The sequence below is a fragment of the Sphingomonas sp. PvP018 genome (genome assembly GCF_017876865.1).
GTDB classification, from domain to species: Bacteria; Pseudomonadota; Alphaproteobacteria; order Sphingomonadales; family Sphingomonadaceae; genus Sphingomonas; species Sphingomonas aerolata.
The window spans coordinates 989595-1003943 of sequence record NZ_JAGIOU010000001.1 but is presented as its reverse complement, the minus strand read 5'-3'; the positions used below and the strand labels follow the sequence as shown (position 1 = coordinate 1003943).

At 67.8% G+C, this 14349-nt stretch carries 10 protein-coding genes; 3 read left to right on the top strand and 7 right to left on the bottom strand.

Annotation, left to right across the window (positions count from 1 at the left end; all coding sequences use genetic code 11):
- Positions 1 to 27 precede the first annotated feature (27 nt).
- Positions 28 to 2916, top strand: a complete 2889-nt coding sequence (locus J3A66_RS04180; RefSeq protein ID WP_209567364.1) for a TIM-barrel domain-containing protein — start codon at positions 28 to 30, stop codon at positions 2914 to 2916.
- A gap of 162 nt (positions 2917 to 3078) precedes the next feature.
- Positions 3079 to 5391 carry a glycoside hydrolase family 3 C-terminal domain-containing protein gene (locus J3A66_RS04175; RefSeq protein WP_348633986.1) on the top strand — a complete coding sequence of 771 codons (2313 nt, stop codon included), beginning with the start codon at positions 3079 to 3081 and terminating at the stop codon, positions 5389 to 5391.
- Here the strand turns inward: J3A66_RS04175 and J3A66_RS04170 are convergent.
- On the bottom strand, positions 5345 to 6553 hold the full coding sequence (locus J3A66_RS04170; protein ID WP_209567362.1) for an MFS transporter: 1209 nt from the start codon (positions 6551 to 6553) through the stop codon (positions 5345 to 5347). The two genes, J3A66_RS04175 and J3A66_RS04170, sit on opposite strands and share 47 nt — an antisense overlap.
- Positions 6554 to 6777: 224 nt before the next feature.
- On the opposite strand from J3A66_RS04170, the gene J3A66_RS04165 reads away from it, so the two are divergent.
- On the top strand, positions 6778 to 7668 hold the full coding sequence (locus J3A66_RS04165) for a LysR family transcriptional regulator (RefSeq protein WP_209570388.1): 891 nt from the start codon (positions 6778 to 6780) through the stop codon (positions 7666 to 7668).
- A 26-nt stretch (positions 7669 to 7694) separates the two neighbouring features.
- On the opposite strand, the gene J3A66_RS04160 is transcribed toward J3A66_RS04165, so the two are convergent.
- From J3A66_RS04160 to J3A66_RS04135, 6 genes are read right to left on the bottom strand one after another with little or no spacing between them, the layout of a single operon-like run.
- Positions 7695 to 9227, bottom strand: coding sequence for an MFS transporter (locus J3A66_RS04160; RefSeq protein WP_209567360.1), 1533 nt, complete (start codon positions 9225 to 9227; stop codon positions 7695 to 7697).
- Positions 9224 to 10663 (bottom strand): TolC family protein, encoded by a 1440-nt coding sequence (locus tag J3A66_RS04155; protein ID WP_209570387.1) that lies wholly within the window; start codon positions 10661 to 10663, stop codon positions 9224 to 9226. The genes J3A66_RS04160 and J3A66_RS04155 overlap by 4 nt, the downstream gene beginning before the upstream one ends.
- Positions 10663 to 11565, bottom strand: coding sequence for an efflux RND transporter periplasmic adaptor subunit (locus J3A66_RS04150; protein ID WP_209567358.1), 903 nt, complete (start codon positions 11563 to 11565; stop codon positions 10663 to 10665). The genes J3A66_RS04155 and J3A66_RS04150 overlap by 1 nt, the downstream gene beginning before the upstream one ends.
- Entirely contained in the window at positions 11562 to 11768 is a 207-nt protein-coding gene (locus tag J3A66_RS04145; RefSeq protein WP_031394920.1) for a DUF1656 domain-containing protein, read from the bottom strand. Before J3A66_RS04145 ends, J3A66_RS04150 begins: the two co-directional genes overlap by 4 nt.
- Positions 11765 to 13819 (bottom strand): FUSC family protein, encoded by a 2055-nt coding sequence (locus J3A66_RS04140; protein WP_209567348.1) that lies wholly within the window; start codon positions 13817 to 13819, stop codon positions 11765 to 11767. The genes J3A66_RS04145 and J3A66_RS04140 overlap by 4 nt, the downstream gene beginning before the upstream one ends.
- Positions 13816 to 14268 (bottom strand): MarR family transcriptional regulator, encoded by a 453-nt coding sequence (locus tag J3A66_RS04135; protein WP_192139180.1) that lies wholly within the window; start codon positions 14266 to 14268, stop codon positions 13816 to 13818. Before J3A66_RS04135 ends, J3A66_RS04140 begins: the two co-directional genes overlap by 4 nt.
- Positions 14269 to 14349: the final 81 nt, after the last annotated feature.

The window sequence follows — 14349 nt, the reverse complement described above, 5'->3', positions numbered from 1 at the left end:
GCTGCGTCGGCACTGTTGGAGAGTAAGATGACCAAGCCATTCCTGACCCTGTTGCTGGCGAGCAGCGCGATCGCCTCCGCGCACGCCGCTGCACCCGGCGGGTACGAGAAGATCGACGGCGGCGTTGCCGTGACCCCCGCAGGCGGCGCGACCGCGCGCGTAGAGGTCACGGTGCACGGCGACGGGATCATCCACGTCGTCGCAGCCCCGGCGAGTTCGCTCGGCGCGATCCGCATCACGAGCCTGATGGTGCCGAGCCCCCCAAAGGCGGGGGCGTATACGGTGACGGAGCGGGCAGGGCATGTCCTCATCAAGACGGCGCGGGATACGGCGGACGTCGACCTCGCGACCGGGCATGTCCGGTTCCTCGACGCCACCGGCAAGACGGTGCTCGACGAGGCCAATACGCGCCGCTTCCTGCCGAAGACGGTCGACGGGCGGCAATATGTCACGGCGTCGCAGCAGTTCAACCGCGGTACCAGCGAGGCCTTTTATGGGCTCGGCCAGCATCAGAACGCGCAGATGGATTACAACGGCGAGGACGTCGAACTCGCGCAGCACAACATGGACATCGCCGTGCCCTTCCTGGTTTCGACCGGCAAGTACGGCATCCTGTGGGACAATGACGGGATCACCCGGTTCGGCAATCCCAAGCCGTATGACCTGGTCGGCGCGGGAACCGACACGGGCCTGCGCGTGACGAGCAACGGCAAGCCGGGCTTCACCGCCAACTATTATCTCGACGGCAAGCTGGCGGTCACGCGCCAGGAAGCCACGATCAACTATCAGTATATCAAGGACCAGGCGAACTGGCCCGAGGCGGCCAAAGCCCGCACGGTGGCGGCGACCGGCGGCCAGAATACGGCGGGCAATGCGGCCCAGACGCAGCGGGTCGTATGGACCGGCCGCGTGACGCCCGACCAGACGGGCGATCACAAATTCCAGCTCTATGGCTCGAGCTATTTCAAGGTGTTCGTCGACGGGCGCGAGGTGCTCAACCGCTGGCGTCAGAACTGGAATCCCTGGTACGCCAATTTCGACCTGCCGATGACCAGGGGCAAGGCGGCGGAGATCCGCATCGAATGGGATCCGAACGCCGGATATATCGCGCTGCTCCACAATGATCCGCTGCCCCAGGCCGATCGCCACTCGGCCTGGTTCACCAGCGACGTCGCGCGGTCGGTCAATTACTGGTACGTGCCCGGCAGCGACATGGACGACGTGATTGCGGGCTATCGCAAGCTGACCGGCAAGGCCGTCATGATGCCCAAATGGGCCTATGGATTCTGGCAGTCGCGCCAGCGCTACAACACGCAGGACGAGGTCGTGGACGTGGTCCGCAAGTATCGCGACCTCCGCATCCCGCTCGACAACATCGTCCAGGACTGGTTCTATTGGCCCGAAAACGCCTGGGGCAGCCATCAGTTCGACAAGACGCGCTTTCCGGAGCCGCAGAAGATGGTCGACCAGCTCCACGATCTGAACGCGAACTTCATGATCTCCGTCTGGCCGAAATTCTACCCGACCACCGACAATTACAAGGAGCTGGCGGCCAAGGGTTTCACCTATGACGGCAATCTGAAGATGGCGAACAAGGACTGGGTCGGGCCCGGCTACGCCAATACCGACTATGATCCCTATGCGCCCGAGGCGCGGACGATCTTCTGGCGGCAGATGCGCGACAGCCTGGCAAAGTTCGGCATCGACGCCTGGTGGCTCGATGCGTCGGAGCCGGACATCCACTCGAACCTGTCGATCCCTGAGCGGATCGCGGCGATGGGCCCGACCGCGCGCGGGCCGGCGGAGGAATACTTCAACAGCTTCCCGCTGGTCCATGCCGGCGCGGTCTATGACGGCTGGCGCCAGTACAAGCCCGATGTCCGGCCGTTCATCCTGACCCGTTCGGGCTTTGGCGGATTGCAGCGCGAGGGGGCCGCGATCTGGTCGGGCGATGTCGCCAGCCGCTGGTATGACCTGCGCGCGCAGGTGTCCGCGGGCGTCAACGCGTCGATGTCCGGCATCCCGAACTGGACGCACGATATCGGCGGCTTCGCGCTCGAGGACCGCTATGCGAGCAAGACACCCAAGCCGGCCGATCTCGACGAATGGCGCGAGCTCAACCTGCGCTGGTTCCAGTTCGGTGCGTTCAGCCCGTTGTTCCGCAGCCATGGCGAGAGCCCGTATCGCGAGATCTACGAAATCGCGCCCGAAGGCACCCCGATGCGTGCCTCGATGCTCTGGTATGATGAGCTGCGCTATCGGCTGATGCCCTATATCTACACGCTGGCCGCGGAGACGTGGTTCAAGGACGGCAGCATCATGCGGGGCATGGTGATGGATTATCCGGAGGACGTTCAGGCGCGCCGGATCAACGACCAGTATATGTTCGGCCATGCGTTCCTGGTCGCGCCGGTCACCGACTACAAGGCACGCTCGCGGTCAGTGTATCTGCCCGGCGCCGCGACGCTCTGGTATGATTTCCAGTCCGGCCAGACGTATCGCGGCGGCCAGACGATTGACGCGCCCGCGCTCTATACGCGCATGCCGCTGTTCGTGAAGGCGGGGGCGATCGTGCCGATGGGGCCTGTCCGCCAGCATGTCGATGACCTGCCCGACGCACCCGTGACGGTGACCGTCTATACCGGCGCCAACGGGCAGTTCAGCCTGTACGAGGATGACGGTCGCAGCGAGCAATATCGCGGCGGTGCGTTTGCGCGTATTCCGATGCGGTATGACGATGCAACCGGCACGCTGTCGCTCGGTGCGCGCGAGGGCAAGGGCTTCAAGGGCATGGCGACGTCCCGCACGATCAATGTGCGCTGGATCACGCCCGGCAAGCCGGTGACCGACGCCGATACCGCCGATGCGACGGTGACCTATGCGGGCAAGGCGATCACGGTGCAGGGCCCGCGTTGATGGCCGCCCGAGGGGGCACGGACGCGAAATCCCTTCGGGCCTATGCAGTCGCGGCGGACATCTGGACGCCGCGACGAATGCCGGGCTAGATCGGGCGAAACGAGACTAGGCGGGACGGCATGCGCCGCCCGTCTAGAGACGGCATGTAGAGAGAGAAATGTGATGATGACGCGCGGTACCCGATCGCTCCTGAACGTCTTGCTGCGCAGCGCGGTGCTGGTCGGTGTAATCGGGGTTTCACCCGCGCTGGCGCAAACGACGAACAACGCGCCCACGGCGGCGGCGGCGAAGACCGATGCGCCGGTCGCGCGGCCGTGGATGGATACGAGTCTCGATCCGTCCGTCCGCGCCGATCTCGTCCTCAAGGAAATGACGCTCGACGAGAAGCTGCAGCTGACCTTCGGCTATTTCTCGACCGATGCCGCCTGGCTCAAGACGCCGACCAAGAACTGGGAGTTTCCGAAGGACGGCTTGCCGGGATCCGCGGGGATCGTTCCGGGCATCGCGCGGCTGGGTATCCCGAGCCAGTGGCAGACCGATGCGGGGGTCGGTGTCGCCAGCCAGCGCAGCGCAACCCCGCGGCTGCGGACGTCGTTGCCATCGGGAATATTGACCGCGGCGACGTGGAACCCGGCGCTCGCCGAAGCCGGTGGCGCGATGATCGGCAACGAGGCGTTCCTGTCGGGCTTCAACGTGCAGCTGGCGGGCGGCATGAACCTGCTGCGCGAACCCCGTAACGGCCGGAATTTCGAATATGGCGGCGAGGATCCGCTGCTCGCGGGCGTCATGACGGGGCATGCGATCAAGGGAATCCAGTCGGAGCATGTCGTCTCGACGATGAAGCACTACGCGTTCAACGGGCAGGAAACCAACCGCTTCACGATCGATCACCGCATCGGCGAACAGGCGGCGCGCCAGTCGGATCTGCTGGCGTTCCAGATCGCCAACGAGATCGGCCAGCCGGGTTCGGTGATGTGCTCGTACAACCGCGTCAACGGCCACTATGCGTGCGAGAACGACTGGCTGCTGAACACGGTCCTGAAGAAGGACTGGGGGTTCAAGGGCTATGTGATGTCGGACTGGGGGGCTGCCCATTCGACGACGGAAGCCGCCAATGCCGGGCTCGACCAGCAGTCGGGCTGGGCGTTCGATCGGTCGCCCTATTTCTCCGAAGCGCTGCGCGAGGCGGTCAATAACGGCCATGTCAGCACGGCGCGCGCGAACGACATGGCCCGGCGCGTGCTGTGGGGGATGTTCTCGGTGGGCGCATTCGACACGCCGGTCCGCGGCGATCGTGCGGCGACGATCGACTATGCCGCGCACGCGGCGGTCACGCGCAGCGATGCCGAGGAGGGCATCGTCCTGCTGAAGAACGACGCCAATCTGCTGCCCCTGGCGAAAACGGCGAAGTCGATCCTGCTCATTGGTGCGCATGCCGATGTCGGCGTGTTGTCGGGCGGCGGATCGTCACAGGTCTATTCTCACAACGCGCCGACCAGCGGCCTGATCGTGCCGGACGAGTTCAACAAGGGCTTTCCCGGCCCCAAGACCTATCACGCATCGTCGCCCATGACCGCGCTGCAAGCCCGCACCGGTGCCCGCGTAACCTATCTCGACGGCAAGGATCCGCGCGCGGCTGCGGCTGCGGCGCGCAAGGCCGATATCGTGATCGTCTTTGGCGAACAGTGGACGGGCGAGTCGATCGACGTCCCCGACCTGGCGTTGCCCGATGCGCAGAATGCGCTGATCGACGCGGTCGCCCGTGCCAACCGCAAGACCGTCGTGGTGCTCGAGACGGGCGGGCCGGTCGTCATGCCGTGGCTGTCGAAGGTCGGCGCGGTGATCGAGGCCTGGTATCCGGGCACGGCAGGCGGCGAGGCGATTGCGCGCATCCTCACCGGCGAGGTCAATCCGTCGGGTCGCCTTCCCGCGACCTTCCCCGCGTCGCTGTCGCAGCTGCCGCGCCCGGTGCTGGAAGGCGACCCTAAGCTCGACCGTGACGCGCATCCGATGGGCAATTACGACATCGAAGGCGCCGCCATCGGCTACAAGTGGTTCGACAAGACCGGCCGCAAGCCGTTGTTCCCGTTCGGCTACGGCCTGTCCTATACCCGGTTCGCGCTCGACGGTCTGAAGGCTGAAGCGAAGGGCAAGGGCATCGCCGCGACGTTCGCGGTCCGCAATACCGGGCCGGTCGCGGGCAAGACCGTCGCGCAGGTCTATGTCGCGGCGCCGGGCTGGGAAGCGCCCAAGCGGCTCGGCGCGTTCCAGAAGGTCGCTCTGGCAGCGGGGGCGAGCCAGTCGGTGGCGACGTTGATCGACCCGCGGCTGCTCGCGACCTTCGACACGGCGACCGCGACGTGGAAGATCGCGGAGGGCGACTATCAGGTCATGCTGGCCGACTCGGCGGCGAGCATCGCGCAGACGGTCACCGTGCATCTGCCGGCGCAGACGCTCGACAGCCGGGGGAAATAGTCGACGGCGCGGGGGGTGTCGCGCGGCGGCGGACGCTGACCACGACCGCGACCAGTCCCAGCGCCGACGCCCCGGCACCCGCAAGCGCGACCATCGGATAGCCGAGGCCTGCCGCGATGACGCCGCCGCCAAGCGCTGCGCCGATCGCGTTGCCCAGGTTGAACGCACCGATGTTCATCGCCGAGGCGAGGTTCGGCGCGTCGGCGGCGGCGTGCATGACGCGGACCTGAAGCGGGGGGACGAGCGCGAAGCTGGCGACACCCCACAGGAAGATGAGGATCGCGGTCGGCACCTTGAACGGCATCAGCACGGCGAAGGCGACCAGGATCGCGGTCAGCAGCGCAAGCGTCACGACCAGCGTCCGGTCGACCGAGCGATCGGCGAACCGCCCGCCGAGCCAGTTGCCGACCGTCAGCCCCACGCCGTAGGTCACCAGCATCGCGGTGACATAGCCAAGCGACGCGTGCGTCACCTCGCGCAGGATCGGCGTGATATAGGTGAAGACGGTGAACATCGCGCTGGCGCCGACGACCGTCAGGCCGAGCGCACCCAGCACCGGCCCGCGCGTGAGGACGCGCAGTTCGGCCTTCGGGTCGGTGCCGGTCGGCGCGGGCAGCACGGGAAGCGTCAGCCGAAGCGCCGCCATCGTCGCGAAGCCGAGCACCGAAATGCCCCAGAACGATGCGCGCCAGCCGAGGTGATCGCCCGCCCATGTCGCGAGCGGGACGCCGACGACGTTGGCGATGGTCAGCCCCATGAACATCGCTGCGACCGCACCGGCCTGGCGTTCGGGCGGCACAAGACTGGCGGCGACGATCGCCCCGACCCCGAAGAACGCGCCGTGGTTGAACGACGTCAGGATCCGCGCGGCCATCAGCATGCCGTACCCCGTCGACATCGCGGCGAGCAGGTTGCCGATCGTGAAGATGCCCGCCAGCAGGATCAGCAGCGTGCGGCGCGGCACGCGCCCGGTCGTCAGCGTCATCAGCGGCGCGCCGATGACCACGCCGAGCGCATAGGCACTGATGAGCAGGCCCGCGGTCGGGATCGAAACGCCGAGATCGCCGGCGATGACGGGGAGCAGCCCCATGGGGGCGAATTCGGTCACGCCGATGCCGAACGCGCCGACGGACAGGGCCAGAAGCCCGGGGTTCAATTTCATCGCTATGTTCCTAATGATTTGGGCGGTTCGGACCGTCGACGGACTTGGCCAGGCGAAACCCTCTCGTTGACGATAGGACGGTAGGTGTGGCTGGAACTGCAGCCCCGATGATCCCGATCGCGAGTTAACCCGGCTTCGATTTCGAGGCATAAATAAGGCAACGCGCTCAACGTTATTAGGGGGCGATGTGACGAAGGACCTTTGACTTGAACACAAAGACGGGAATGGGGGCGGATCGGGCCCGTGCGCTCGAGATCTTCGCCGTGGTCATGCGCGAGGGAAGCTTCTCGGGGGCGGGACGCGTGCTCGGACTGACGCCGTCTGCGGTGGCGCGGGCGATCGACCGGATCGAGGCTCGGCTCGGCGTCCGGCTGCTCCTGCGGTCGACCCGTGCGCTGACCCCGACGGCCGAAGGGCAGGCCTATCTCCAGACGGCGCGCCGGATCCTGGCCGACCTCGACGATGCCGAACAGCAGATCGCTGATCAGGGCGCGCCCCGGGGACGGCTGCGGATCAGTGCCGCTCTGTCGCACGGGCGGTTGTGCGTCGTTCCGCTGCTCGGCGATTTTGCCGAGGCCTATCCGCATATCCTCGTCGATATCGCATTGACCGACACGATCGTTGACGTTGCGGCGGGGCAGGCGGACGTCGCGATCCGCTTCGGTCCGCTGGTCGACAGCCTGTTGACCGCCCGGAAGCTCGGCGAGAGCCGGCGGGTGATCGTCGCGGCACCCGACTATCTGGCGCGGCGTGGTACCCCGACCAAGCCCGAGGACTTGCACCGGCACAACTGCCTAAACTTCAACTTTCGTCGGGTCGAACCCGTCTGGCCGTTCCGTGTCGATGGGGTAGACATGGCGCTCGTCGTGACCGGCAATATCGAAGCCAATAACGGCGAAACATTGGGGCAGCTGGCCGCCGCGGGCGTCGGGATCGCGCGCGTCGGTGCGTTCAGCGTCGTCGACGATATCGCCGCGGGCCGTCTCGTCCCGCTCTTCGAGGCGTATAATCCGGGCGACGTCGAACACATCCACGCGCTCTTCGTCGGCGGTAGCAACACGCCGGCGCGTGTCCGGGTGTTCGTCGACTTTCTCGCGGAACGCCTCCGGGGCTGATCGCCGCGCCGGTGTGCCGGGAGGGGTTATCGACCCGCGGCCATCCCGGGTCGCGCAGGCACTTGGCGGTGTCCGCTGAGATCGGATCCGGCATCGACGGCAAAGCGGCGGTTCCAGATCGTCGCGGCCGCCGACACCGCCGTCACGACGAGGAAGGCGAGGGTGAAATCGGCGAGCACCGGACGTGTCGTGCCCGATCCGAGCATGCCGACATGCAACGCGGCCGCGCCGACGCAGATGCCGAGCGAGAGCATGAGCTGCTGGAACGTCGCGTAGAAACTGGTCGCGCTGCTCATCCGTGACGATGGAATCTCGTCATAGGCGATCGTGTTGTAGGCGGAGAACTGGAACGACATGAAGAAGCCCGAGAGCATCAGGACGCCGAAGATGACGGGGATGGGCCAGTCGGGGCGGAACAGGCCGCACACCGCGTAGCCGCCGCTCGAACACAGGCCGCCGACGATCAGGCTGTTGCGGAATCCGAACCGTCGCAGCACGCGGGGGGCGAGGCTCTTCATCATCAGCGAACCGATCGCTCCGGCAATCGTGATCGCACCGCTCGCCGCCGCGGTCATGCCGAACCCGAGCTGGAGCATCATCGGCAACAGGAACGGTTGCGCGCCTTGCGTGATCCGCGTCAGCGATCCGCCGATCACCGACAAGCGGAAGGTCGGGATCCGCATCAGCGACAGGTCCAGGATCGGATCGCTGCGGCGTCTGGCGTGGCGGATATAGGCGACGCCCGCGACCAGGCCGACCGCGATGAGCCCGATGGCCTGCGCCAATTCGCCCGTGCGGCTGGTCATCTCGAACCCGAACAACAGGCAGCCGAGCGACACGCCTGACAGGATGAAGCCGGGGACGTCGAAGCGTGCCGGGCGATCCTCGCGAACATCACCGATATAGCGGGTGACGAGCACCACGCCGAGCATGCCGATCGGGATGTTGAGGTAGAAGATCCAGCGCCAGTCCAGATAGGTGACGATCGCGCCCCCGACCGGCGGCCCCAGGATCGGACCGATCAGCGCGGGCATGATCAGCCACGACATGGCCTGCACCATGTCTTCCTTGGCCACGCTGCGGAGCAGGACGAGACGCCCGATCGGGATCATCATCGCACCGCCCAGACCCTGCAGGAACCGCGCGCCCATCATGAACGACAGGCTGGTCGCCTGACCGCACAGGATCGAACCGCCGACGAAGATCAGGATCGCGGCCCGGAACACGGTGCGCGATCCGAACCGGTCGGCGAGCCGCCCGCTCGCCGGGATGAAGATCGCCAGCGCCAGCAGATAGGAGGTGAGTGCCGATCCCATGCTCGTCGCGGGCACGCCGAAATCGCGCGCCATGGTTGGCAACGCCGTCGCGAGCACGGTGGAATCCATCTGCTCCATGAACAGCGCGCAGGCGATGATCAGCGCGGTGACGCGGTAGTTGCTCGGCGTGTGCGGGAGCGCTCCGGCGTTGCGCGGGACCCGGGCGATCGTGTCGGCGGCCGGGACGATGCCGTCGCGCACTTCGCTGTTGATCGCGGCGAGCCCCCGCCGGCGAAGCCTCATGCCTGCCACCCGCCGCCCAAGGCCCTGAAGACATCGACCTGACGATCGATCAAGAACGCGTCGGACGCGGCGAGGTTTGCCTGGGCCGTGGTCAGCGCCGCCTGGGCGGTCAGCAGCGACAGGAAATCGGTTCGGCCAAAGCGATAGAGCGTGCCCGCCTGGCCGGCGGCGGTCGCGGCGCTCGCCTGCGCCCGCGACAGCGCGGCGTTGCGGTCGCCTTCGCGCGCATAGGCGGACAGCGCGGTCTCGGTCTCGCGCAACGCCTCCAGCGTCGTCGAATCGAACTGCGCCAGCGCCTGATCCGCCGAAGCGCCGGCCTGCGCTATCCGTGCACGGACGACCGGGCGGTTCGGAAAGCTCCAGCTGATGAGCGGGCCGAGCCCCAGGTGGAACGCGCTGGTGGATCCGAGCGTCGAGACCGGCCCTGTGAACCCGGCGGATCCCCCCAGGCTGACCTGCGGATACAGGTCGGCGGTGGCGACGCCGATCCGCGCGGTCGCTGCGGCCAGTGCGCGTTCGGCCTGACGGATATCGGGCCGGCGGCGGATCAGCGCGGCGCCGTCGCCGATCGGCAGTGGCCGGGTCAGCGCGGGGGGCTTCGCGCAGGTCGCGACCTCGGCGGGATAGGCCGCGGGTGCGCGACCCATCAGCGTCGCCAGCCGGTAGAGCGCGGCGGTGCGCGTCGCGACCTGTGACGGGATCAACGCCTCGCTCTGGTCGACCGCGGTCCTTGCGCGCGTGACGTCGAACGCCGTGCCGCGCCCGCCACGCTGCAGGCGCCGCGTGACGTCGAGCGTCTGGCGCTGCAGGGCCAGGACGCGGCTGTTCGCAGCGAGTACCATGTTCGCCGTGCACACCGCGGCATAGCTGCGCGCGGTTTCGGCAGCGACGGTCACACGGACGTCGTCGCGCGCCGCGGCGACCGCCTGCGCATCGCCCTGCGCGGCTTCGATCGCGCGCCGGATGCGCCCCGACAGGTCGAGCGGGTAGGCGAGGGTGATGCCGAGATTGGCGGCAAGCGTTCCGGGCAGGTTGCCGCGGCTCGCATAGGGCCGGTCGATCGACGTACCGCCGCCGATCGTGGTCGACAGCGTCCGCCCGGCGGCAACCTCCGCAACGACCGCGTCGGCGCGGCGGAGATTGGCATCGGCCGCGCGCAGATCGGTGTTCGCCGCCAGCGCCTCGGCGACGAACGCGTCGAGCCGGGGATCGCCATAGAGCTGCCACCAGCGATCGGGGAGGGGGGCATCGACGAACGCGGCCTCGTGACCGCTGTCGAACGTGCCCTGCGCGGCGGGCATCGCGGCGACGGCGTGGTCGGGGCGCGCATAGTCCGGGCCGGCGGTGGTGCAGGCGGCGAGGCCCAGCGCGAGGATACTCGTGGCGAGACCGCGGTGCGTGGGGGAACGGCTGATCGGCGAGAGACGCGTGCGCATCACGCCGGCGCTCCCGACTGAATTTTGGGCTCCACCGTCACCGTCGCCGTCCGCCCGACGATAAGCGGGACACCCTTCGGCACCTGCACTAGCTTCACGCGCACCGGGATGCGCTGTGCGAGGCGGACCCAGTTGAAGGTCGGGTTCACATTGGGCAGCAGGTTGGTCGTGTTCGTCCGTTCGCTGTCGTTGATGCCCGCCGCGATGCTGTCGACTCGGCCGTGCAGCGCCTGCGCTTCGCCCATCAGATGCACGGTCACCGGGTCGCCGAGATGGATGCTACCGAGCTTGGTTTCCTCGAAATACCCCTCGACCCGAAGCGAGTCCGTGTCGATCAGCGCCATCGCCTGCGCGCCCGCGGCAATATAGTCGCCGGGGTGCAGGTCGAGATTGGTGACGATGCCGTGGACGGTCGCCCGCACCGTCGTCCGCGCGAGGTTCAGCGCCGCGGTCGATCGCGCGCTCCGGGCCTGCGCGAGCGTTGCCGAGGCGGTGGCGACGCGCGCGACGTTCTGCTCGTGCGTTTCCTTGGCGACCAGGTCGCCCAGTGCGAGGTCGCGCTGTGCCTCGCGCCGCGCCTGCAGCAGCGTCGCGCGCGCGCTCGCGATCGAGGCGTCAGATTGCGCAAGCGTCAGTTCAAAACGGGGACGATCGACCACGAACAGCACGTCGCCGGGTTTGACCGTCTGGTTGTCCCGCACCGCGACGCGCGTGACGAGACCCGCGACATCGGGGGTGACGCGAACGATGTCGGCCCGGATATGCCCGTCGCGCGTCCACGGATCGCTCTCATAGCGCTTCCACAGCCACAGCGCGACGACCACCGCGAGCGCGACGATGACCAAGGTGACGGCGGAACGGCCGAGCGGGGCCAGCAGGGACTTGAGACGGGGCGAGGTCATGCGGAGGGTCCGGTGAGCAGGGCAAGCAGCCCGAGGATGAGGATGAACAGCGCCAGGTCGACCAGCGGACGATAGGTCACTGCGCGGTATACCCCGGCAAAGGCGAGCAGGCGGGTGGCGACGCCCGTGAGCACGACCGCGGCGACCGCAAGCAGGAGGAGGGTCGGCAGATAGACACCGCCGATCGAGATCTCGCCGGTCATGCGGGCATCTCCGGTGAGCCCGCATAGGCGGGGGCCGAGGGAAAGAGGTTGCGGCGCAGCGAGGTGAGCGCGAGCACGCTCGTGCGGTGTCGCTCGGGCATGCTCGACGCGAAGCCGGCCAGCGCCCGGTCGATCCCCGCGAGCAGATCGGGTTCGGGGGGCGCCGGCTGGTTGGGGCGTAGTGCGCGGTAATGCGTGCCGACCCCGCGCAGCACCGGCGTGATCATCGCCGCCTCGTCAACCGGACCGTCGATGCGGAGCTGGCAGAGTTCGCCGACCGCCACACCGACGCGCAGGTCGGTCAGCGCATCGAGCAGCGGCTTGCCGGGATCCTCGCCCTGCAGTGCAAGCCGCGGTGCGAGCAGTCCGATCCGGTCGAGCATCCGCGCGATCCAGCCTGCCGTATCGGGCCGGCCGGTCGAATCCGCGCGCGTCGCCAGTTCGCGCCAGCCGGCACGGAGCAACCGCCGCGCGCTGGTCTGCGCCCCGATCGTCTGGAACAGGCCGACCGTGACGACCGCGAACAACGTCCCGATCAACTGCGCGATCGCGCCGTTCATAAACTGATCGAAGCCGCCGCCGAACCGGTCGTTCAGCCCGACCGTGTTGAGTCCGCCAAGCAGTGCACCGAGCGTGACGAGCAAGGTTGCCGGCCGCGCGAGGAACATCCCCCCGATCAGCATCGGTGGCGCGAGCACCGCGGCCAGCGTCACGAAGTCGGTCACGCGCGGCAGGATCGCAAACGCATAGACGGCCGACACGACTAGGCCGAGAATCGTGCCATAGAAGAACGCCTTGATCGCCGGCGCCGGGTTGTCGCTGTTGCCGAACAGGGCGCAGCACACCCCCGCGATCAGCACCGCGCCCGCACCGTCGGTCCATGCGGTTCCGATCCAGAAGGCGCAGCCCAGCAGGATCGTCATCACCGTGCCCGCGGCCGCCCGCAGTGCGATGCCGCGATCGCGGTGGAGCGGTCTGCGGGCGGAGCGTGCGAGCAGTCGCGCAACGGCGGGGGTGACCGGCGCGCGCGACGGCGATCGCATCTGATCGCGCAGGTCGCGTACATTGCGATGCGCGTCGACCAGCTCCCCGAGCCGCGCCACCAGGCTCAGCCGCAACGCGTCACGCCAGATCAGGGCGCTGCCGGGCGCGGGTTCGAGCGCGCGGGCCCGGGCGATCAGCTCATCGGCGTGCGCGCCGCGCTCCAATGCCGAAGAGGGATCACGCAGCCATTCGCGAACGTCCTCGATCAGCGCAAGCGCCTCGGGGCGCGGCACGTCGGCGCCCCGCTTGAGTTCGACAATCCGGTCGTCGATCGCGCTCGCGAGCGGCAACAGCATCGACAGCTCCGCCTGGAGTCCGCGCAACGTCCGGACGCGCGGGAGCAACCGGGCGGTGTCGAATGGCAAGTGAATGGAAAGCTGGTGCAACTCGTTGATATCGAGTGCCAGCCGCCGCCGGTCGCGGTCGAGCGCGGCATCGCTTTCCCCCGCAAGCGAATCGCGCGACCAGCGTTCCGCATCGGCAAGGATCGCGTCGATCCGGCCGAGCAGCACGGCGGTGACGGTCTGCGGGAAGACGAGGCCGTGGATCAGACTGCCGCACAGGATACCGATCGTGATCTCCTGCACCCGCAGCGCAGCGATGGTGAAGACCGCGCCCGGCGCCGCAACCGACGGAAACCCGATGATGCTGGCGGTATAGCCCGCGAGCAGGAACACATAGGCCCGCGGCGTCCGGTCGAGCAGCGAGATGTAGAGGCACAGCCCGAGCCACAGCGCGAGGCCTAGCGACAGGAGTTCGGGCGCGTTGACGAGGTTCGGCACGAGCACGACCGCGGCAATCGCGCCGAGCACGGTGCCCGCGACCCGGAACACTGCCTTCGACAACACCGCGCCGGCCAGCGGCTGCGCGACGATATAGGACGTCGTCACCGCCCAATAGGGCCGGGTCAGACCGATCCGTAGCGCGATGTAATAAGCGAGGATCGCGGCGACGAAGCATTTGACCGAGAAGAGCGCCTCCTTCCCCCCGAACCGGGACAGCGTCATCGTCCACGATCTGCCACAAACCGCGCGCCAAGCCGTTCCGCAACGCGTAGCGCGGTGGCGAGATCGTCGTCCGGCACACCCTCGAGCATCGCATGGCGTAGCGTCGCGAACTTGGCCTCGATCGTGGTGACAAGCTTTCGTCCGTGCGGCGTCAGGCGGATCCGGCTGACCCGCGCATCGGCGGGATCGCGGTGGCGCTCGACAAGCCCGGCGGCGGTCATCTGGTCGATCGAGCGCACCAGCGATGCCTGTGTTACGTCGAGCTCACAGGCGAGATCGATCTGCCGTACATCGTCGCCCAGCCGCCCGACCTGAACGAGCGCCCAGCCGGTCGATGCCGACACCCCCATGTCGCGGAGCGCGTGGTCGGCCGCCTGCCGCCAGCTGCGCGCGAGCGGCAGGAGGGTTCGGGCATAGGAGGATTCGAGCACGGCGCGGGGGGAGGTCATTAGCGTGCTAAGTAATCATGTCAGCCCATGCTGCAATGCAAAATAGCGAGCCATGCAAGGAATTTGTTCGCGCCCGCCGGG